This window comes from Rummeliibacillus suwonensis (assembly GCF_007896435.1).
GTDB classification, from domain to species: Bacteria; Bacillota; Bacilli; order Bacillales_A; family Planococcaceae; genus Rummeliibacillus; species Rummeliibacillus suwonensis.
Window position 1 is genome coordinate 75,040 of record NZ_VCBL01000001.1, and the last position, 19,862, is coordinate 94,901.

Below are 19,862 nucleotides of genomic sequence, written 5' to 3' on the forward strand. Positions count from 1 at the left end.
TATAGATATGATTAAAGTGTTAATAGCTGATGACCATCATGTGGTGAGGAGAGGATTATTATTTTTCCTCAAAACACAAAAAGACATTGAAGTGATTGGAGAGGCTCGTAATGGAAAAGAAGCTGTAGAACTAACGACAACATTACATCCTGATATTGTATTGATGGATTTAGTCATGCCTGAAATGGATGGTATTCAAGCTACAAAGCGTATTAAAGCGCAGTTTCCAGAAATACAAATTTTGATGCTCACAAGCTTTTCCGATAGAGACCATGTTGTACCAGCCATTGAGGCAGGGGCGGCAGGTTATCAGTTAAAAGATATTGAGCCTGATGAATTAGTATTAGCCATCCACCGTATCATGGCTGGAGAGAATATTATGCATCCACAAGCAACGACACAACTTATAAAAAATCGTGAACTCATGGAAGATCTTCCACATGTCAAGCATCCTCTGACAAAGCGAGAGCAAGATGTACTGGCAGAATTGACAAAAGGAAAGAGCAATAAAGAAATCGCAGCTTCTCTTTTTGTAACAGAAAAAACGGTCAAGACACATATTTCTAACATTTTTGCTAAGCTTGAAGTACAAGATAGGACCCAAGCTGCATTATATGCGGTGAAGTATGGTTTGACGGAGGGGAGTGGGGAATAATATTAAGAAGGCCATACCACTCGAATTGGATGAGGAAATTTCGAAGGATGAAATGTATACAAGTAATTAAATGGAACTGCTCACAAAATGTGAACGGTTCCATTTTAATATGAACATTTCATAAAATACTTCCTAAGCTATTTTGTTGCATGAACGGCAATCAGAATCTTCATCAAAGGACTTTATGGGTGGATTCATTAAATTCATTAAACGAAGTAGCGTGATCGAATCATTGCCATAAGCTTGTTTTCAATTGAGCGTGGATTTGAATAGATAAAATATACGGGAACGGTTGGCAGCTCAAATAAATCGAAATCGGCAATATTAAAACGGCCTTCCATTTGCTCCTTTCTTAAAGTGACCATTGGTAGAAAAGAAATACCTAAACCATCTTTGATAAATTGTTTAGCAACATAGGATTGTGATAATTTGATTTGTTTACAAAAAGGAAAATGTTTTTTATATCCTTGGATAATTGTTCCTAAATATATGGATGATGTCCAGTAAATATAGGATATTGATGAAATACCTCTTCTAATTCTATATCCACCTGATTCATCATCATATGCGTCAAAAAGTGTAGAGTATCACTGATTTCCGCTCGCTTTCCTGCGGGCGAACGCTGAGCCGCTTCCTCGCTACGCTCGTGCAGGGTCTCATCTGCTCTCTCTTCCCGCGGGACATTGAATGGACTTCCTGAATCCACACCGCACGAAGGAAATGCGTGCATTTTCGAGGAGTCGAGCAAGCCGCAGCGAAGATCTACATAAATGGAGCAAAAAATACATGATTTTTAAGGATTATGTCAAATATATTTCCTGATTTCTGCCTAATCAACACGCCTTTCAAGAAATAGTTTGTATAAGATGTGGTAAAATCGTTTCAACCATCATGGGTGTTATCGCAATCATACATTTATCCCGATATCCCTTTTGTAAAAGATGAAATCTTTCTAAACTGTTTTCCAACTGATTAGAAATTTCTTCTGCCTCTATTAAAAAAGCTTTACCGGTCTCAGTTAGTCGCACTCGATTTTTCTCACGCTTAAAAAGCTTAACTTGTAGAAAATCTTCTAGTTGATGAATATGTACCGTTATACTTGGTTGGGAAAGATTCAAATGCTCTGCGGCTTTCCGAAAATTACACGTTTTTGCTGCGACAATAAATGATTGAATCCAAAGATAATTCATCCTTCTCCCCCTTTGATTAATGATTTTAATCGAATCATTTAAAAATCTTTAATTTACTAAATTATACAATAATTATATAGTTTAAATAAGATGTACATCCAAAATTAAACAATTGAAGGGATGAAAGACATGAATCGAAATATAAGAGAAATTTTTCGCCGCTTTGCAAAAAATGAATGTGAGAATTCAAGTGAATTATACGAAACGCTTTCTTATGAGATTTCAGAGGATAGTGATTTGTTAGAATTAGCTTGCTTTATTCCCGAAGGACAGCCAATACCTAATTTGTTTTTTGCTGCTGTCCAATATCTCTTGATGGACACACAAGATGATTTGAAAAGATATTATGTTTCTTTTACAGAAAGTCCACTTCCAGTTCAGGATGCATTCCCATATTTCAAAAAGTATGTTTTATCCAATGAAGAAGAGCTTAAAAAACTCTTTAGATCAAAACTTGTCCAAACGAATGAAGTACGTCGATGTGCATATTTATATCCAATGTTTACAGATATTTATGAAAAACATCGAATGCCATTAGCGCTAATTGAAATTGGCGCAAGTGCAGGCTTGCAGTTAGGGATAGAGCAATATCGTTACATTTATAACGATAAATTAGTAGTAGGTAATTTAAATAGTTCACTGACGATTCATTCTCAAAATCGAGGAAAGGAACTACCACGCTCGATTAAAGAGATTCCTGTGGTTGAAACAAGGATTGGTGTTGATTTAAATCCGATCGATTTACAAAACAAAGAAGAACTGAAATGGCTACAAGCCCTTATTTGGCCCGAACATCAAGAAAGAAAAAATTTGTTGAATCAGTCTGCCTCGATCATAAAAAATTTAGATATTCAGCTAATCCGTGGTGATGCCGTAGAGCAAATTGAAGAAATCTGTGATCAGATTCCGTTAAATCAACTTATTGTCATATTTCATACGCATGTTGCCAACCAACTCCCAATGCATTTAAAAGATGAATTGATTGAAAACTTAAAGCGTATTAGTGCAAAAAGATCCATATACCATTGTTATAACAACATGTATGATACGCTCTTGCATCAAGATTACATGGCCGACAAAATCGTTCATTCAAAAAGAGTATTGGGAGAAACAGATGGCCATGCAAGATGGTTTACATGGCAATAAGCTTGTAAGTTCAGAGGATAAAGTAAAGTGTGGTTTTTCTTCATTCTCCCACTGAACTAGAGGAACCCAGGTTAAAAGCGCCACGTCTTGTGGCAACATCTGAGTGACCAACATGTTGTTGATCCGAACCAATCGAGTGCATGCGGCAGTTGATCTCCTACCTTCTTCATTTTTAAGGTGGGAGTATTACTGCCCGTTACTGCGGGATAAAGAAGAACTTTGAGACCAAGATATAAGTTGAAAATTAATCGGTTTTAGTATAAATCATAAAAATAAAACCACACGAAATCATAGCTTGTGCATTTGATTTCATGTGGTTTATTCATGATTAAAAGGGTTTTTTCCAGTACGTATCATTACTCAAAAATATTATGCTCATGCTCACGGTTTAGTCCTTCTGGTTCGATATGAACAAGTACGACTGCAAAAGGCTTTACTTGGCGAATCGTTGCTTCTATTTCTTCTGTAATATGATGACTTTGCCAAACATTTAACTCAGGATTTACCGTAACAGTCAAATCAACAAATATTAGATTTCCATGATTTCGACCTTTGAAATCTATTAGTCGAATCACACCGTCTACGTTTTTAACAAGCGCAGACAAAGCCTCTAATTCTTCTTCATCAAATCCATCTGTCAATGTATGTACTGCATCGAAGAAAATATCATAGGCCGTTTTTAAAATGAGGCAGCCTACTATTATGGCAGTAATGGAATCAATAATAGGAAAGCCGAAAATAGCGCCGAAGATACCCACTGAAGTCCCGAAGCTGACCCATGCATCTGAGCGATTATCATAAGCTGCTGCTTTCACTGCGGAACTCTCAATACGATTCGCTAGTTTTATATTGAAAAAGTAAACCAAATACATGATAATACCACTGCCGAGTGCCACAAATGCTGTCAGTAGTGAAGGTGTAGGATGATTGTGCTCAATCAGGCTTTTCCCTGCATTAAATAATACTTGGATACCTACCATCGCCATAATAAAGGAAGCAATGAGAGAGGAAACAGTCTCAGCACGCAGATGACCGTAATGATGATCCTTGTCTGGTGGCTTTTGCGAAATTCGTAGTCCAATTAGGACAGCTATAGATGCAATAATATCGGTTGTATTATTTAGACCATCTGCTTTAAGAGCTGTGGAATGTCCGATAAAACCAATCGTTAATTTAGTAGAACTGAGTAAAAGGTAGGTTAGTATACTCAACCAAGCTCCTTTTTCCCCTTGTCTTAAATTTGTATATAAGTCCACAATGTTTCCTCCTTGCAAAAGTTTCAGACAAGCGAAAACGACGCACCCTATTGAATAATAGTGTGCGCCGTTCTCTGTCTAGTTAAACCAACTGATGATTAAAGTTCAGTTGAATTATTTTCTTCATCATCTAAAGCTGTTTTTTCTATCTTGTCTGGTAGTTTGATGACTTCTAGATAAAGAATATGATGGCCGTCTACCTCTTTAATGATAAATTCATAACCTTGCTCAGTAATCTTTTCACCTTCTACAGCATCAAAATCTTTTGTCATGAACCAACCGCCGATTGTGTCAATATCATCCTCTTCGATATTAATCCCTAAGAAGTCATTGACGTTTTCGATTAACATTTTGGCATCTAGGATATAGTGGTCATCTTCAATTTTACGAATTTCAGGGACTTCATCTTGGTCAAATTCGTCGCGAATATCACCAACGATTTCTTCAATGATATCTTCAATTGTGACGAGACCTGAAGTACCACCATATTCATCCATTAGAATGGCCATATGGATGCGTTCACGTTGTATTTTTAACAGTAGATCACTTAGTGGCATTGTTTCAAAAACACGAATAATCGGTTGCATATATTCAGTAACAGGCTTAGAACCATTTACTGTTGAATTTTTAATATAAGCTGTTAAAAGATTTTTCATGTTGACCAAACCGATGATATGGTCTTTGTCTCCATCTACAATTGGATATCGGGTATATTGTTCTACACCCATTACTTCAAATACTTCTTTTAACGTTAAATCTTTATCAATTCCAATAATTTCAGTACGAGGTACCATGATTTCTTTGGCAATACGATCGTCGAATTCAAAAATGCTATTCACATATTTATATTCGGATGGATTAATCTCGCCGCCCTTTAAACTATCTGATAAAATAATTCGCAATTCTTCCTCTGTCATTGCGACTTCGGACTCTTTCATTCCTTTTAGACCAAACAGAGCAGCTAAGGCATTAGCTGAGGAATTTAAGAGTTTGATGAATATAAACATCACATTATGGAATAAGATTAAAAAGCCGGAAATATTGAGTGCTACACTTTCAGCTTTTTGAATCGCCAATGTTTTTGGTGCTAACTCACCCATAACGACATGTATAAATGTTACGATTGAGAATGATAGGATAAATGATAGGAATGACGTAATACTAGCATTTAAGTCAAGTAGATTGAATAACGGGGCTAATAGTTTGGCAACCGTTCCTTCTCCTAACCAACCTAAACCTAAAGACGTAATCGTAATCCCTAGTTGGCATGCGGATAAATATTCATCTAAATTTGTAATAACCTTTTTAGCTTTTAAAGCTTTTTTGTTACCTTCAGCAATAAGCTGATCAATTCTAGTTGTTCTAACTTTTACGATAGCAAACTCAGTTGCTACGAAAACTGCCGAACATGCGATCAAGACAGCAAACGCTGTCAATCGTATGGCTATGTCCAAAGACTTCCTTTGTTCCAAACCCAAATGAGGGGGAGAACAAAGTGTACACCTCCTATAGTAATAAAAATGTTTAAGACAATCATAAGATATTTTTCGACAAAAAACAAATGATCCAAAGGGTTTTGACAATTTTTCTCACAATTCTTGTCCAATTCATTCAGTCATAAGTATGGGGAATAGGATGAACGAGAAAATTATCTGGATAAAATTTTCAAAAAGTATTGACAATTAAAAAACTATAATGTTAATATTTAGAAACACTAAATAATTAAAAGAAAATGGAGGTATGGAGTATGACAATTATTCAACCTTATTCAATAAGTAGAGAATTTCATAATGCATCCACACCTCAATCCTATTTTCTTTGTCATTGAATGAATACAGGTACGGGTGTGTCCCGTACTCTTGAAGATTAGCGCATGCTCATTTTGGGGTATGCGCTTTTTTGTTGCTTTTATTCAGAAAGATTTAGTGTAAAAAACAAAAAGGGAGAGAGTGGATTATGTACATTCGAAAAATGAGAAAACAATTGAACAAGGATTCGATTGAAGATGGCTAGCTAGATTCGCAAAAGGGAAAGGAAGGTAGCAAAATATGTTTGATGTATTAATAAAACTTCAATGGTTTTTTAAAGAAAATTGGAAACGATATACGATTGCTGTTGTACTGCTGATTATTGCCAATACACTAGAGGTTATTCCACCATGGTTGATCGGTGAATCTATTGATACCATTCATCGCGGGACGCTAACGACTACATTATTACTGCAATTTATTGGTGCATTAGCAGTAATATTGGTGGTAGCATATGTTGTCAATTTTGTTTGGCAATATCAATTGTTCGGAGGTTCCAATGTAATTGAACGGAAATTACGAAAAAATTTGATGGCACAATTTTTAAAAATGTCACCCCCTTTTTACGAGCGTAATCGAACGGGGGATTTAATGGCTCGTGCTACTAATGATTTACGTGCTGTTTCTGTCACAGCTGGTTTTGGTATTATGACACTTTTAGATTCAACATTATATCTTGCTACGATTATATTAATGATGGGCTTTTCGGTATCATGGAAGTTAACGTTTGCATCTATTATTCCATTGCCAATCCTAGCCATCACGATGCAAATCTTAGGAAAGAAAATTCACGAAAAATATATGATTGCTCAAGATGCTTTTGGTCAGATGAATGACCGTGTCTTAGAAGCTGTTGAAGGTGTACGGGTTGTTCGAGCATATGTACATGAAAGAGCAACAGAAAAGCAGTTTGCTGATATGACAGAAGATGTCTATCAGAAAAACATGGATGTAGAAAAAATCGATGCATGGTTTACACCAATAACACGGGTTTTAACAGGGTTAAGCTATATGATCGGTCTTGGTTACGGGGCTTATCTGGTATCGATTGGTGATATTACTTTAGGAAATTTGGTATCTTTTAATGTTTATCTAGGAATGGTAGTTTGGCCAATGTTTGCCATTGGTGAATTGATCAATGTCATGCAACGTGGAAATGCATCACTAGACCGTGTACAAGAGACATTAAATGAGAAAGAAGATGTAGCGGATCCACAGGCTCCAGCAGTTATCGAGAAACCTAACTCAATCGTTTTTCATGATGTAACATTCCAATATCCACAATCACAGTCCATTAACTTATCTCACTTAGAAGTATCTTTAAAAAAGGGTCAAACGTTAGGGATCGTAGGGAAAACGGGTAGTGGTAAAACAACGGTTGTGAAGCAATTATTACGAGAGTACCCTACAGGTGATGGAACACTAAAATTGTCCGGTGAGTTGATCGAAGCACAAACAAAAGAACAAGTACGCAACTGGATTGGTTACGTACCTCAAGACCATGTCCTTTTTTCACGAACAATACGAGAAAATATATTGTTTGGAAAGCCAGATGCGACAGAAGAGGAATTACAAGAAGCCATTCGAGTGTCGTGTTTTGAAAAAGACTTAGCAATGTTACCAATGGGATTAAATACACTAGTTGGTGAAAAAGGGATCTCTCTATCAGGTGGTCAAAAACAACGAATATCTATTGCGCGTGCATTGATACGTGATCCTGAAATCCTCATCATGGATGATTCACTGTCAGCTGTTGATGCGAAAACAGAAAGTACAATCATCAAAAATATTCAACAAATCCGTGAACATAAAACGACCATCATCGTAACACATCGGTTGTCAGCGATTATGCAAGCCGATTCCATTATTGTATTAGAAGATGGCAAGATCATCGAAGAAGGTACACATCAACAGCTTATTTCACAAGATGGTTGGTACAAAGAACAATATGATCGCCAACAGATTGAGGGGGCGAAATAATGAGTACAACCAAAAGACTTTGGCGTTATGCATTACTTTATAAAAAAATATTAGTTACAGGGCTTTTTCTTTTAGCGATCGCAGTCGCAGCAGATTTAGCAGGTCCATTAGTAGCGAAGAAAATTATTGATAATCATATCGCAAAAGCTGCTACACAAGGTTTAGAGTTTAAACCAATCGCTATATTACTTTTCGTATTCTTTGGTTTAGCAGTGATAACGGCCATTTTCCGATATGGTCAGTATATTCTATTGCAAATGGGTGCCAATCGCATTATTCAAAAAATGCGAAATGATGTTTATCAACATATACAAACACTCCCGATTCGCTATTTTGATCGATTACCCGCTGGAAAAGTGGTATCACGAGTGACCAATGACACAGAGGCTATTCACGATTTATTTGTTCAAGTATTATCGCAATTTGCGGCAAGTTTTATGACCATATTTGGCATCTATATTGCGCTATTTTTCCTTGATTGGAAAATGGCTTGTATTGCGCTACTAGTCATTCCTTTACTTATCCTTTGGATGATCCTTTATCGTAAATATGCGGCAAAATATAATCACATCACACGTAGTAAATTGTCTGATATGAATGGGATGCTAAATGAGTCCATTAATGGGATGACCATTATCCAAGCCTTCGGACGTGAAAAGCAGATGGAAGATGAGTTTAATGAGTTAAATGATGAATATTATAAATATCAAAATAAGTTGGTATTGCTAGATTCAGCTACCTCACATAATTTAGTAGGAGTGATTCGTTCACTGACATTTATCATGTTTATTTGGTATTTTGGTAGTGCTGAGTTGGCGGGTGATCGTGCTATTTCAATCGGGATGCTCTATGCATTTGTGGATTATATTACACGTTTGTTCAATCCAGTGACGAATGTTGTCAATCAACTTGCTAACTTAGAAAGAGCAAATGTTGCATCAGAACGTATCTTTAATCTATTAGATCAACCGGGGGAAGCAGTCGATGATACAAGAATTGATCGTTATCATGGAAATGTAGCCTTTCATCATGTTTGGTTTGCTTATAAAGAAGAGGAATATGTTTTGAAGGACATTGATTTTGAAGCTAAGCAAGGGGAAACCATCGCACTAGTAGGTCATACGGGTTCTGGAAAAAGTTCAATTATGAACTTATTGTTCCGTTTTTATGATGTAACAAAAGGTTCGATTACCATTGATGGTATGAATATTCAAGATCATTCTCGTCAAACGATCCGACAACATATAGGAATTGTACTGCAAGATCCTTATTTGTTTACAGGCACAGTGGCTTCCAATGTTAGCTTAGAAGATCCGAGGATTTCACGTAAAATGATTGAACAAGCTTTAAAAGCAGTAGGGGGAGAGCAGGTTTTAGCTAATTTGCCTGGGGGCATAGATGAACCAGTTATTGAAAAGGGAAGTACCCTTTCATCGGGGCAACGCCAATTGATTTCTTTTGCGAGAGCACTCGCATTCAATCCAGCCATTTTAATATTGGATGAAGCCACCTCGAATATCGATACGGAAACAGAAGAAATCATCCAGCATGCAATGGAAGTATTGAAAAAAGGGCGTACAACATTTGTCATTGCGCACCGACTGTCAACTATTAAAAATGCCAACCGTATATTCGTACTCGATCAAGGAGAAATCGTAGAACAAGGTACGCACGATGAACTTCTAGCTCTAGGTGGGAAGTATAGTCAGATGTATAAATTACAATCTGGGGAAATGAAATAAAATTGAACAGTAGATAAGGATAGGAGGCAAACTTGATATATTTCGAGTTTGCCTTCTTAGTTTTTGAAATAGATTTCTTATGTATTTTAGGGAGAAGGATATTTGCCATGAATCTATGGTTTCTTGAGGGCTGCATGATCCTAGATAAGAAACATTTTAGGCAAGAGGGGGATGCTTTTCATGAATACAACAGGTGCAGAATGTGTTTTTGAATAGGATTAGAGATAGAAAAAGTTTAAGATAATATTTATTTGTAAATATATAGAAAACAAGGACGAGGGAAGACTTAAATTGTCGAAGGAGCGAATAAACCCTTCTAGAGAGCGAACAAACCTTCTGAAGGAGCAAATAAATTCATTGAAAGAGCGAATAAATCTCGGGGTAGCGAATAAATCCATCGAGAGAGCGAGTAAACCTGCCAAGAGAGCGAATAAACCCATCGAAAGAGCAAATAAACCCTCCGAAAGAGCAAATAACCTATTCAAAGAAATAAATAAAACTACCAATAGAGAAAATAGCCCCTCTCCTCGAATCGACAAATCATTTCCTAGAAATCCCCATATATTTTATGGTTTTATCACTTCACCTTAACTCGAAAACTGATATGATAGATATTAGTTTGTTTTTCATTTTCCAAAAGTTATTAGTTTCAGTTCATAACATTAAAAGAAAGGAAGGTATGTTCATGGTACAAGTTGCAGCTATGCCTGCGGTGATACGTACAAACTTAATATTAACGAACAAGGCGCGCGAAGGTATTTTAGCATGGGCGAAGGATGAACATGCTTTTTTTCATCTTCAAAAAACATTTGTTGTACATATTGAGCATGTTCAAAATACAGCACAAGACGAAATGGCTGTTACTTTATATTTTGATAACGTAGAAAATCCAGTATTAGCTGAAAAATTGGACGGACAAGTAGTGGTGATGAATGGTGTTGTAAAATATGAAGGTTTACTCGTGACAAATTTTCGGGTGTTAAGTAATCGAGTACCTGTTCATACAAATCGACGTTTTAAAACCAATATGCAGTTTGCTACAAATGCTAGTAACACAGTTGGTATGCCACTTGAATTGCATAGTAAAATTCGAGAACTACCGGTTGCAGAGGAGCGTTCAAAGTATGTTCAAAAGCGTATTTCAAGCTGGGAAGGATATTTAAAAATCCAAGAGCGTGATGCGACCATCGATGATATGAATGTTTCCTTCTCTCACTATGAATTCAATGAAGATTTTAGTCGAATGATATTTCAGGTTAGCGGTTTAAAAGAAAACGAATGGAAAAGGGTCATAGGATTAAGTGCGAAGGTACAAGGTTCTAAAGATGAACTAGGATCTGTATTAAAGGCGCAATCTTCAAAGAAAACGGTTGAAATCGAATTACGCCCATTTATACAAGAGCAAGTTCGCAAAAATCGATGGCATCCCAAAACAAAGGAACTGGTGTTTAGCAATTTTGCAACATTGAGTCAGATACGCCGATTAAGAAAGGGATTTAGTGATCTCGAAAAAGGATTAGCAGCGAATGCTAACTTAGAAAAAATCCTCTTCGAAGAACGTCCACGAATCCAACAGCCTAAAAAAAGAGCTCAATTACAATTCGATAATCGTCTCAATGAGTTCCAAAGAGAAGCTGTCGTTGGGGCTATGTCAGCGGAGGATTTATATGTTATTCAAGGTCCTCCAGGTACGGGAAAAACAACGGTCATATCTGAAATATGCCAACAAAACGCCAAAGCAGGCTTAAAAACTTTGGTCGCTTCGCAATCCAATTTAGCTGTAGATAATGCGTTGAGTAGACTTTTAGCCAACAAGAATATCCGGATTCTTCGCTATGGTCGCACAGAAAGTATTGAAGAAGAAGGAAAAAAATTCATCGAAGAAAATGTTGCACTGTATTGGCGTGAGCAAACCTTGCATGATTTGGAAGCGGAGTTAGCCATTCATAGAGATCGGACGACTGAATTAGAGCATGCGATTGATCAAAAAGAAAACGAGCTCCAAGGTTTACAACAGCAACTAAAAGTATTGACAGAAAAAATAGCTGAACAAGAACAAGCCGAAAAGGATTTTGTAATTGTTGAAGAGGATATTAAAAACTTAAAGAAATCACTAGGATCTTTACGAAAAGAACTGCGTTTACTAGAAGAGCAAACGGCTGAACTATCGTCCAAAAAAGTACATGAAGCTAAAAAAATCGAGCAATTCGAAGAAATATTATCAGAATATGGCTCGTTGGAAAAACTGGAAGAAGCTGAACAAGAAAAGCAAAGAGCAGTGATAAAACTTCGCCAACAAGTTTCCTATTTGATCGCAAAAGATGGTTTAGTCCAGGCGGAGGTATCATTCAAAAATGCACAGACTGCTTATTCAGAATGGTTAGTCAATCATCAACAACTTGAAACTTCTATGGAAAGCATTGAAGCATGTAAAAAGATTCAAGACTTAACGACTTTTATGGAAGAGCATCATATTCAAGCCAATACGAAAATTGAATGGCAACGGAATTCCTTTGAACGCATTCAGATGCAAATGGTTGGCTATAAAGAATGGAGAGAGGTTCGCAAGCGTTTAAATGGCGCAATAAGTTTTTTAGAGGAAAAAATTGGTGCATTTGATAGCGAGAAAATTTTACATAACGTAGAAACTCAAGTAGCAAGTGGTTATTCTTCATTTTCCATTCGTGAGATTGATTCAGCCATTGACCATTTTAAAAAATTTCTTTTGGAAACGCCTGATGTTTATGTCCATCAGCTATATGTTTATCTGGAGCGCTTGTATAATCGACGCTTTTTTGTTGAGGAACAATTTGGAATGCTTGAAAATCAACGTCAAGAAATTATGCGCCTATTCCAAATGATGAAACAAGAGGTAAAAGCACAAGTTTCCTATATTTTAAGCACATCCAAACAGCACGAAAGCGGATTATTAAACATAAAAAATCGTTGTAGTGCTGAAGTTGAACAGTTAAAACGAAAATTGGAGAAATTAAATGATTCTGCCCAAGTAGAAGAACTTAACTTAACACTATTGGAACTTCAAAACAAATTAGCTCTTGAAGAAAAAGAAGTCCAACAGATTGCACAACAAAAGCAAACGGTGGCATCTACTTTACCAAAACTAAAACAAATGCAAGATGATTTTGCTGTGATGGAGAGAGAGGAAAAGGAAGCATTAGAACAACTTGCACAAAAAGAAATCCAAGTAAAAGAAGTCAATGCAAAGGGCCTCTCCCAGGAGAAAAAATTAAAAGAGCTAGAAAAGATTCTTCAACAAGATTTAACAAGACAGAAACAATACACAGAAGAAACGATAACGAGTGTGGAAAGAATAATCGAAAAGCTTTACCACGACAAGCAACAATTACCGATTAAACAACAGTTACAGCAACAATGGCATCAATTATTACTACAGGCAAGTGAGCATGACTTAGATGAGATCCGTAAGCTCTATGTCAATCATGCTAATGTGATTGGGACGACTTGTGTAGCATCTGCACGGAAAGAGTTTATGGATCATTACCCGACATTCGATGTGGTGATTATTGATGAAGTATCAAAGGCAACTCCCCCTGAATTGCTGCTACCTATGTTAAAAGGAAAGAAAATTATTTTGGTAGGAGATCATCATCAATTGCCGCCATTAATCGGTGATGACACATTAGAAGAGACCTTAAAAGCAATCATCGATGAGAGTGAAGATGTTCAGGAAATTCATGAGCTGAAAAAACTGCTGAAAGAATCATTATTTGAACGATTATTTAAAAACTTACCAAAATCAAATAAACAAATGCTAGCTATTCAATATCGTATGCATGAAAATATTATGCAAACGATCGCACCGTTCTATGAAAACGAAGACAATCATTTGCAGTGTGGATTAGATAACTCTGATCAAGTACGTGATCATCATTTAGAGGGACATTATGTGAAGCGTGAGGATCATTTAATCTGGCTTGATATGCCAAGCAAAAAACCATATTTTGAAGAACAAATCAAAAATGGCAAGAGCCGCTTCAACCCAGGCGAATTAGAGACGATTCGATACACATTATTGGATCTAGATCATGCGACGAAAATGGCTATTGCAAGTGGCAGCCTGCCAAAAGGATATAAGAAAAGTGTAGGGGTCATCAGCTTTTATGGGGAGCAAGTAAAGAAAATCGACCATCTTGTACAGCAAGAATTGAAATTGGATCACTTGCATCTTCGGACAGGTACAGTAGACCGTTTTCAAGGCATGGAGATGGATGTTATTATCGTGAGTATGGTTCGTAATACAGAGCACAAAGGCGGAGATATTGGGTTTGCTAATGATTATCGACGGTTGAATGTGGCATTGTCTCGAGCAAGAGAACTGCTGATATTAGTGGGTAGTGTTGAGATGTTTACAAAACGAGCTAAAAAAAGAGAATCACGTGAAATGTATGATCGTTTGTTTGAAGTGGTTAAATCTCAAAATGGTCTTCGCAATGAACAAGGAAATCCAAAATAGAGTTGGAAGGGGGTTCTGCTATGAATGCATTAGAAAAAAAGCTGACCAATAAAATCAAACAAGATCCCAAAACGAATATCTTAGCCACTTCTAGCTGGTGTTTTCCTATTCAAACAGTAGAATTTAACTATAAACCAGTAAAGAGACTAACGATGGATATCCTGATGAAAATGATTTTACTAAGCTGCAAACAAGCAGAAATAGCCGATTCCAAAGAACTCAGTGATCTATTATTAGTAGAAAAATTATTTATTCAAGATTTACTCCAGAATCTCCAGAATAAAGGATTAGTCGAAAAAACATCCTATTATCAACTAACAACTAAAGGTGAAAAACAGCTAGAAAATGGAATTTATGAAGAAGAGCAGGAAGAAGAAACGCAACATCTTTTTTACAGTGCAACTCATCAAAGCTTTCTCGCTGGGGATTTAGAAGCTTCGGATGATTTTGAAAACTTACCAGAAACTTTTGCCTATGCTTCTGAGGAGTCGGTAAATATAGCAGAGGAAATCATTTTCAAAGCTTTGCAAGAGAATCGATCAACGATGGAAAAGGAAGATTTGGATCAAGATTTGGTTCAGAACTTTATCACATCCATTGAATCGCAAAAAACGATACAGATCAATGATATCCCTTGCATACAATTTATCATCTATAACGAGGAGAAAGATTTATTGTATGTACGTGTTTGGAATACTTTCATAGGGCATTGGGATGAAGCATTGGAAAAAATATTGATGGAAAACGAATTGGTCAAATGGCGTGAGGAATATTTAGAGGGAAAAGAGTAAGCTGATTTGAATAGTGGGAAGAATATAATCAAATTTCTTCTATATGTCGAATAAGATTCTAGGAAAAGCAATAGAGAGCTAAGGTTATGTTAATTCCCATTAAAATATAGTTAACGTTAAATAGTGTGAATTACATTTTATACTATTGTTCAGTTTTACCAGAAAATCAATTAGAGGAAAATTATTTTCTTCTAATTGAATCAATTTCATAAATCATTTTCTTCTTAAAAAATACGAACATTTAATAATAACTAATTTTGATAATTGTGGAGCGGAAGACGGCGACTCCTACGGGAAAAGCTTGAGCTGAAAGCCCCGCAGGAACGTAGTGACGAGGAGATTGAAGCCAAGCCCGTGGAAAGCGCCGTCTGGAGTGGAACAAAAACTTCTGAATATTAACGTTCATATTGATTAGAAATGTTCGTGTTTTTCATCTGGATTTTGCATTATGAAATTGATTCAATTGATTTTTAATTTTTTGGACTTTTGGATGATTTATAAATTGGAAATTTTTGGAATGTTAAGTGATATATAAATCATGAAAAGGAGATGTTGTATTTGATAAAGGGAATATACGAAGCACATTTACCAGTGAAAAATTTAGATACTTCACTTGATTTTTACCAAAAGTTAGGCCTTAAAATTGCTTGGAGAGATGAGAAAATCGCTTTTTTGTGGATAGATGAAGGGCGAAGTTGGTTGGGTTTATGGGAAGGGGAAGAGTATAAAATTCCATATCATGTTGCTTTACGCCATATTGCATTTGAAGTTTCATACGAAGATTTAAAAAATTCTTTATTTTGGTTAGATACTATTCAAGTCGAGGCTGTACCTAAAGGGAACAGGGAATCTGTGGAACCTTTTGTTCGACCATATCAAGGCAATGGCTCAGTCTATTTCAAAGATCCCGATGGAAATAGTTTAGAGTTAATATGTTATGTGGAAGTCCCTGATCATTTAAAACATATTACGGATAAGCTATCTTTTGAAGAATGGGAAGAACTAATTTCAAAATAAATGATGATGATTAGGTACTATATAAAATAAGAAAAGGGAGTTTAATGAATAGATATTTTTAAACTTTTTTATTCTGCTTTAACGGACAGTAAGACCCCCATCTCAAGATATAGAGAGAAAAGAAAAAGATAGATGGGGGTCTTACTGCCGCATGCGCCCGATTGGTTTGGGCCAACAAGATGTTGGTCACTCAGGTGTTGCCACAGGACGCGGCGCTTTTAGCCTGAGTTCTTCTAGTGGGGGATGAAGAAAACCCCACTGATGGAGTTTCACTTTATCCATCCAATTCTTTAAAATTATAAAAATCATTCAGTCATACACATGGAATAACATTAATTCATGTATCATCTTTTTTACATCATCTTCATCAGGTGGAGTTTGATCGACCCATTTGACCGTTCCGTCCTGTTCGTAAATCGCTTCATAGTGCTTTTGTTTATAAAAGAAGCTGACCGACCAACCGGGTAATTGCTGGTGTTTAAACAGTGGTTTGAAGCTGAAATGTTGAATCATCAGATATTCCCCCTTGTACATAATTTTATCTGCAATACCAGGCGTGTTGATTAGGAAGCAAATGCACAATATTTTTAAGGATATAATTGGATAATCAACACGCCTGCTGAAATACTTATTTCAAGACGTAAGGAAACTATTATAGTGTGCCCAATCCCCCGTAAAAAGTTTTTTACACTAAAAAATCAAGATGAATATCAAGAAGTGGCTACTCATTTCATAAAAAGGAGTGGTTTGCTATAATAAAACTTAGAACTGTATTATTACAGTATACTATAAGAAGATAGTAAATACGTTGGAATACTTGGCGTTGGGGAGTCAAAATGTGAATTAAATCGATTACGATATTTGGTTTCTTAGGGGCAATTAGTGTCATATAAGGGCTATTCGTTAACATATTTTTAGTAAATGGCTTGTGGTTCCACTGACTTTAGGAAGCACGCTTAAACTTATAGAAAGTAGGGAAATGAATTGATTAATATTTACAATGAAATTAATGCATTGGAAGGTGCATTTCGTAAAACCAATGAATATTTAGCTTTACAACAAGCAATTGAAACAGTAAAAGCGGATGAAGATGCAGCGAAACTATTTAAAAATTTTCGCGATGTCCAATTAAAATTACAGCAAAAACAGGTACAAGGCCAACAAATTGAAGAAGATGAGTTGCAATATGCACAAAAAGCTGCACAATTAGCGCAACAAAATGATAAAATCGCCAAGTTGCTTCAAGCAGAAATGGCTTTAAGCGGATTAATCGAAGAAGTTAACCGAGTGATTGTAAAACCAGTCGAAGCATTATATAAAGAGTTAGAGGATTAGAAGAGCCAGCTATAGCTGAAGAACCCTCAAGTTATTTGCAAGGCCACTGAAAATTGATAACATCGCCATTTTTATTGATAAAAGTCATCTTTTCTTTCGTTTTATAAACTAAAGAGGCTACTTTTTATCATAGTTTGGAGATGAATTGATTTTTTAGTGCCTTTGTTATTTGCTTGGGGGTGTTTTTGTATGAGGCTGTCGTTCAGATTCTCCTTTTTATTAGAAAGTCCGTCTCTTTATCATCATCTTGGAATGTTCTGCCTTATGTAATTTATTCGATAAAGCGATTTAATTTGTTCGTCCAACAGATTTTTCGTGATTTTCATCATAATTTGCTACAATAGATTCGATATTGGGTAGTGATTCATTAACGCATGAACAGGTTTGTAAGCTTTCATATCAAGATTCCAGCAAAAATAGAGGAATCAACTACTGTAAAAGTCCAATTAGTTTTGGCTCGGGCCAACAAGATGTTGATTACTCAAGTGTTGCCACAGGACGTGGCGCTTTTCACTTCCGTTCCTCTAGTTCAGTGGCGGATGAAGAAAATCGCCACTGGGTGAAGGTTTACTTTATCCCGCTTTAACGAGCAGTAAGACCCCCATCTCGAGATTAGAGAGAAATGAGAAAGATGGGGTGGGGGATGAAAAAAACCCCCACTGATGGAGTTTCACTTTATTTTGGTGAGAGTTTATGCAACTATAGAGTTTTTAGAGAGAAGTGATTTTGACTGATGAAAATTTTAAAAATAGATCAAGCATATCCCCAAGATTTTATGAGAGTATTTCATCATATCGCTAATTTGTTTTTTGAAGATACAAAATTAGCGAAAAAAGATATGGTACCAAATTTAGTAGCTCACTTCGAACATCATACAAATAAAGATTATACGGTCTTTGCAGAAGGAATGCTTCAAGCAGAAGGTCAAATTTTTCAAAGTCATTTTGAGCAAACTTATGACTTGGAAGGAACAGAAAGAGAACAACGAATACGTGTGAAACGTGCTCTCTCTCATATTTTGCTAGATACGCTTGAACAATTAACAGGCATTCATCAACAATGGGGGATTCTCACGGGGATTCGTCCAACGAAGCTGTATCACAAATATAGAAAGGCGGGTCTATCGGATGAGGAAATCTATCATAAGCTGGCAACTGAATTTCGCTTATCTGATGATAAAATAAGTTTGTTAAAAAGAATCGTGAAAACGCAGCTTCATACGATTCCCGATTTAGATACAGTCGGAAATGAGGTAAGTATTTATATTGGCATTCCTTTTTGTCCTACAAAATGTGCTTATTGTACATTTCCAGCCTATGCAATCCAAAGTAATCGTAAACAAGGTCGAGTAGCAACTTTTTTAGATGGGCTCCATATTGAAATTGAGAAAATGGGAAAATGGTTGACGGAGCATGACATGAAAATTACATCTGTCTATTTTGGTGGAGGAACACCTACATCGATCGAGGCAGATGAAATGGATGCTTTGTATCAAAAAATGTTTGAATCTTTTCCACATACTGAAGGCATTCGTGAACTAACTGTTGAAGCAGGAAGACCCGATACGGTTACCCCAGAGAAATTAGCTGTTTTAAAAAAATGGGGAATTGATCGGATTAGTGTTAATCCACAATCCTATACAGATGAAACCTTAAAGGCAATTGGACGCCATCATACAGTGCAAGAAACGATTGATAAATTTTGGATGGCACGCAAGGCTGGTATGAATAATATTAATATGGATCTTATTATTGGTCTTCCCAATGAGGGTATCGCTGAATTTGAGCATTCTTTGAATGAAACGGCCAAAATGATGCCGGAATCTTTGACAGTTCATACGCTTTCTTTTAAACGTGCTTCAGAAATGACCCACAACAAGGAGAAATATAAGGTAGCCGATCGAAAAACAGCAGAAGCCATGATGCATCGTGCACATGAATGGACAGCAGAGCACGGCTACAAGCCCTATTATTTGTACAGGCAGAAAAATATCTTAGGTAATTTGGAAAACATTGGTTACTCATTACCTGGGGAAGAAAGCATTTATAATATTGTGATCATGGAAGAGGTTCAAACGATTATTGGATTAGGCTGTGGTGCATCTACAAAATTAGTAGATGCGAAAACAGGAAAAATTTCACAATACCATAATCCAAAGGAACCTGTACAGTACATCATGACATTTGAAGAGGCCATTCAGAAAAAGATCGAAGCGCTTAATGAGTTATATGGTTTCAAAGTGAGTAAATAAATTAACATTCTTGTTTTTGATTTCTTCTTTATCCTTCATTCACAGGCAATGATCTCTCTACTTCTAGGGAGAATTGCCTGTAAAACCTCAATTGGAATACCCAGTAAAAGATAAGATGAAAAAGGCCTTCCTGCTTGAGTTTTCTCTTTATTTATATTTTTAGAAGCTATATGGGTTTTTTACGATTAATCAGGAC

Annotated in this window: 14 protein-coding genes; 10 read left to right on the forward strand and 4 right to left on the reverse strand. The window is 36.3% G+C overall.

Going from position 1 to position 19,862, the window contains the following annotated elements; all coding sequences use genetic code 11:
* Positions 1 to 7 precede the first annotated feature (7 nt).
* Positions 8 to 655 (forward strand): response regulator transcription factor, encoded by a 648-nt coding sequence (locus FEU33_RS00410; protein ID WP_146547494.1) that lies wholly within the window; start codon positions 8 to 10, stop codon positions 653 to 655.
* 845 nt (positions 656 to 1,500) lie between these two features.
* Here the strand turns inward: FEU33_RS00410 and FEU33_RS00420 are convergent.
* Positions 1,501 to 1,845, reverse strand: coding sequence for a LysR family transcriptional regulator (locus tag FEU33_RS00420; protein WP_146547495.1), 345 nt, complete (start codon positions 1,843 to 1,845; stop codon positions 1,501 to 1,503).
* Between the two features lie 129 nt (positions 1,846 to 1,974).
* On the opposite strand from FEU33_RS00420, the gene FEU33_RS00425 reads away from it, so the two are divergent.
* On the forward strand, positions 1,975 to 2,991 hold the full coding sequence (locus FEU33_RS00425; protein WP_146547496.1) for a DUF2332 domain-containing protein: 1,017 nt from the start codon (positions 1,975 to 1,977) through the stop codon (positions 2,989 to 2,991).
* Between the two features lie 356 nt (positions 2,992 to 3,347).
* On the opposite strand, the gene FEU33_RS00430 is transcribed toward FEU33_RS00425, so the two are convergent.
* Both FEU33_RS00430 and FEU33_RS00435 read right to left on the reverse strand, forming a co-directional pair.
* The gene (locus FEU33_RS00430; protein ID WP_146547497.1) at positions 3,348 to 4,247 is read right to left on the reverse strand and encodes a cation diffusion facilitator family transporter; all 900 of its coding nucleotides are present in this window, start codon (positions 4,245 to 4,247) and stop codon (positions 3,348 to 3,350) included.
* 98 nt (positions 4,248 to 4,345) lie between these two features.
* Complete coding sequence (locus tag FEU33_RS00435) at positions 4,346 to 5,701, reverse strand: hemolysin family protein (protein WP_244950946.1); 1,356 nt, start codon at positions 5,699 to 5,701, stop codon at positions 4,346 to 4,348.
* Positions 5,702 to 6,295: 594 nt separating this feature from the next.
* Here FEU33_RS00435 and FEU33_RS00440 point away from each other — a divergent pair.
* From FEU33_RS00440 to FEU33_RS00460, 5 genes are all read left to right on the forward strand, one after another.
* A complete protein-coding gene (locus tag FEU33_RS00440; protein WP_146547498.1) occupies positions 6,296 to 8,035 on the forward strand; it encodes an ABC transporter ATP-binding protein in 1,740 nt (579 codons plus the stop codon).
* Positions 8,035 to 9,777, forward strand: coding sequence for an ABC transporter ATP-binding protein (locus tag FEU33_RS00445; protein WP_146547499.1), 1,743 nt, complete (start codon positions 8,035 to 8,037; stop codon positions 9,775 to 9,777). Before FEU33_RS00440 ends, FEU33_RS00445 begins: the two co-directional genes overlap by 1 nt.
* Positions 9,778 to 10,462: 685 nt before the next feature.
* On the forward strand, positions 10,463 to 14,272 hold the full coding sequence (locus FEU33_RS00450; protein ID WP_186731272.1) for a DEAD/DEAH box helicase: 3,810 nt from the start codon (positions 10,463 to 10,465) through the stop codon (positions 14,270 to 14,272).
* Between the two features lie 20 nt (positions 14,273 to 14,292).
* Entirely contained in the window at positions 14,293 to 15,063 is a 771-nt protein-coding gene (locus tag FEU33_RS00455; protein WP_146547501.1) for a hypothetical protein, read from the forward strand.
* 558 nt (positions 15,064 to 15,621) lie between these two features.
* Positions 15,622 to 16,080 (forward strand): VOC family protein, encoded by a 459-nt coding sequence (locus tag FEU33_RS00460; RefSeq protein ID WP_146547502.1) that lies wholly within the window; start codon positions 15,622 to 15,624, stop codon positions 16,078 to 16,080.
* A gap of 309 nt (positions 16,081 to 16,389) precedes the next feature.
* Here FEU33_RS00460 and FEU33_RS00465 read toward each other — a convergent pair whose 3' ends face one another.
* Positions 16,390 to 16,593 (reverse strand): YheE family protein, encoded by a 204-nt coding sequence (locus tag FEU33_RS00465; RefSeq protein ID WP_146547503.1) that lies wholly within the window; start codon positions 16,591 to 16,593, stop codon positions 16,390 to 16,392.
* A gap of 471 nt (positions 16,594 to 17,064) precedes the next feature.
* On the opposite strand from FEU33_RS00465, the gene FEU33_RS00470 reads away from it, so the two are divergent.
* The 3 genes from FEU33_RS00470 (at position 17,065) to FEU33_RS00480 (ending at position 19,666) form a co-directional block, all read left to right on the forward strand.
* On the forward strand, positions 17,065 to 17,415 hold the full coding sequence (locus tag FEU33_RS00470) for a YlbF family regulator (protein ID WP_146547504.1): 351 nt from the start codon (positions 17,065 to 17,067) through the stop codon (positions 17,413 to 17,415).
* A gap of 352 nt (positions 17,416 to 17,767) precedes the next feature.
* Positions 17,768 to 18,001 carry a hypothetical protein gene (locus FEU33_RS00475; RefSeq protein ID WP_146547505.1) on the forward strand — a complete coding sequence of 78 codons (234 nt, stop codon included), beginning with the start codon at positions 17,768 to 17,770 and terminating at the stop codon, positions 17,999 to 18,001.
* A 147-nt stretch (positions 18,002 to 18,148) separates the two neighbouring features.
* On the forward strand, positions 18,149 to 19,666 hold the full coding sequence (locus FEU33_RS00480; RefSeq protein WP_146547506.1) for a coproporphyrinogen III oxidase: 1,518 nt from the start codon (positions 18,149 to 18,151) through the stop codon (positions 19,664 to 19,666).
* Positions 19,667 to 19,862 lie beyond the last annotated feature (196 nt).

Bases quoted from the DNA above. Each gene is read 5' to 3' on its own strand.
- FEU33_RS00410 (WP_146547494.1), top strand. From the start codon at position 8: ATGATTAAAGTGTTAATAGCTGATGACCATCATGTGGTGAGGAGAGGA.
- FEU33_RS00455 (WP_146547501.1), top strand. From the start codon at position 14,293: ATGAATGCATTAGAAAAAAAGCTGACCAATAAAATCAAACAAGATCCC.
- FEU33_RS00420 (WP_146547495.1), bottom strand. From the start codon at position 1,845: ATGAATTATCTTTGGATTCAATCATTTATTGTCGCAGCAAAAACGTGT.
- FEU33_RS00480 (WP_146547506.1), top strand. From the start codon at position 18,149: ATGAAAATTTTAAAAATAGATCAAGCATATCCCCAAGATTTTATGAGA.
- FEU33_RS00445 (WP_146547499.1), top strand. From the start codon at position 8,035: ATGAGTACAACCAAAAGACTTTGGCGTTATGCATTACTTTATAAAAAA.
- FEU33_RS00425 (WP_146547496.1), top strand. From the start codon at position 1,975: ATGAATCGAAATATAAGAGAAATTTTTCGCCGCTTTGCAAAAAATGAA.
- FEU33_RS00450 (WP_186731272.1), top strand. From the start codon at position 10,463: ATGGTACAAGTTGCAGCTATGCCTGCGGTGATACGTACAAACTTAATA.
- FEU33_RS00440 (WP_146547498.1), top strand. From the start codon at position 6,296: ATGTTTGATGTATTAATAAAACTTCAATGGTTTTTTAAAGAAAATTGG.
- FEU33_RS00465 (WP_146547503.1), bottom strand. From the start codon at position 16,593: ATGATTCAACATTTCAGCTTCAAACCACTGTTTAAACACCAGCAATTA.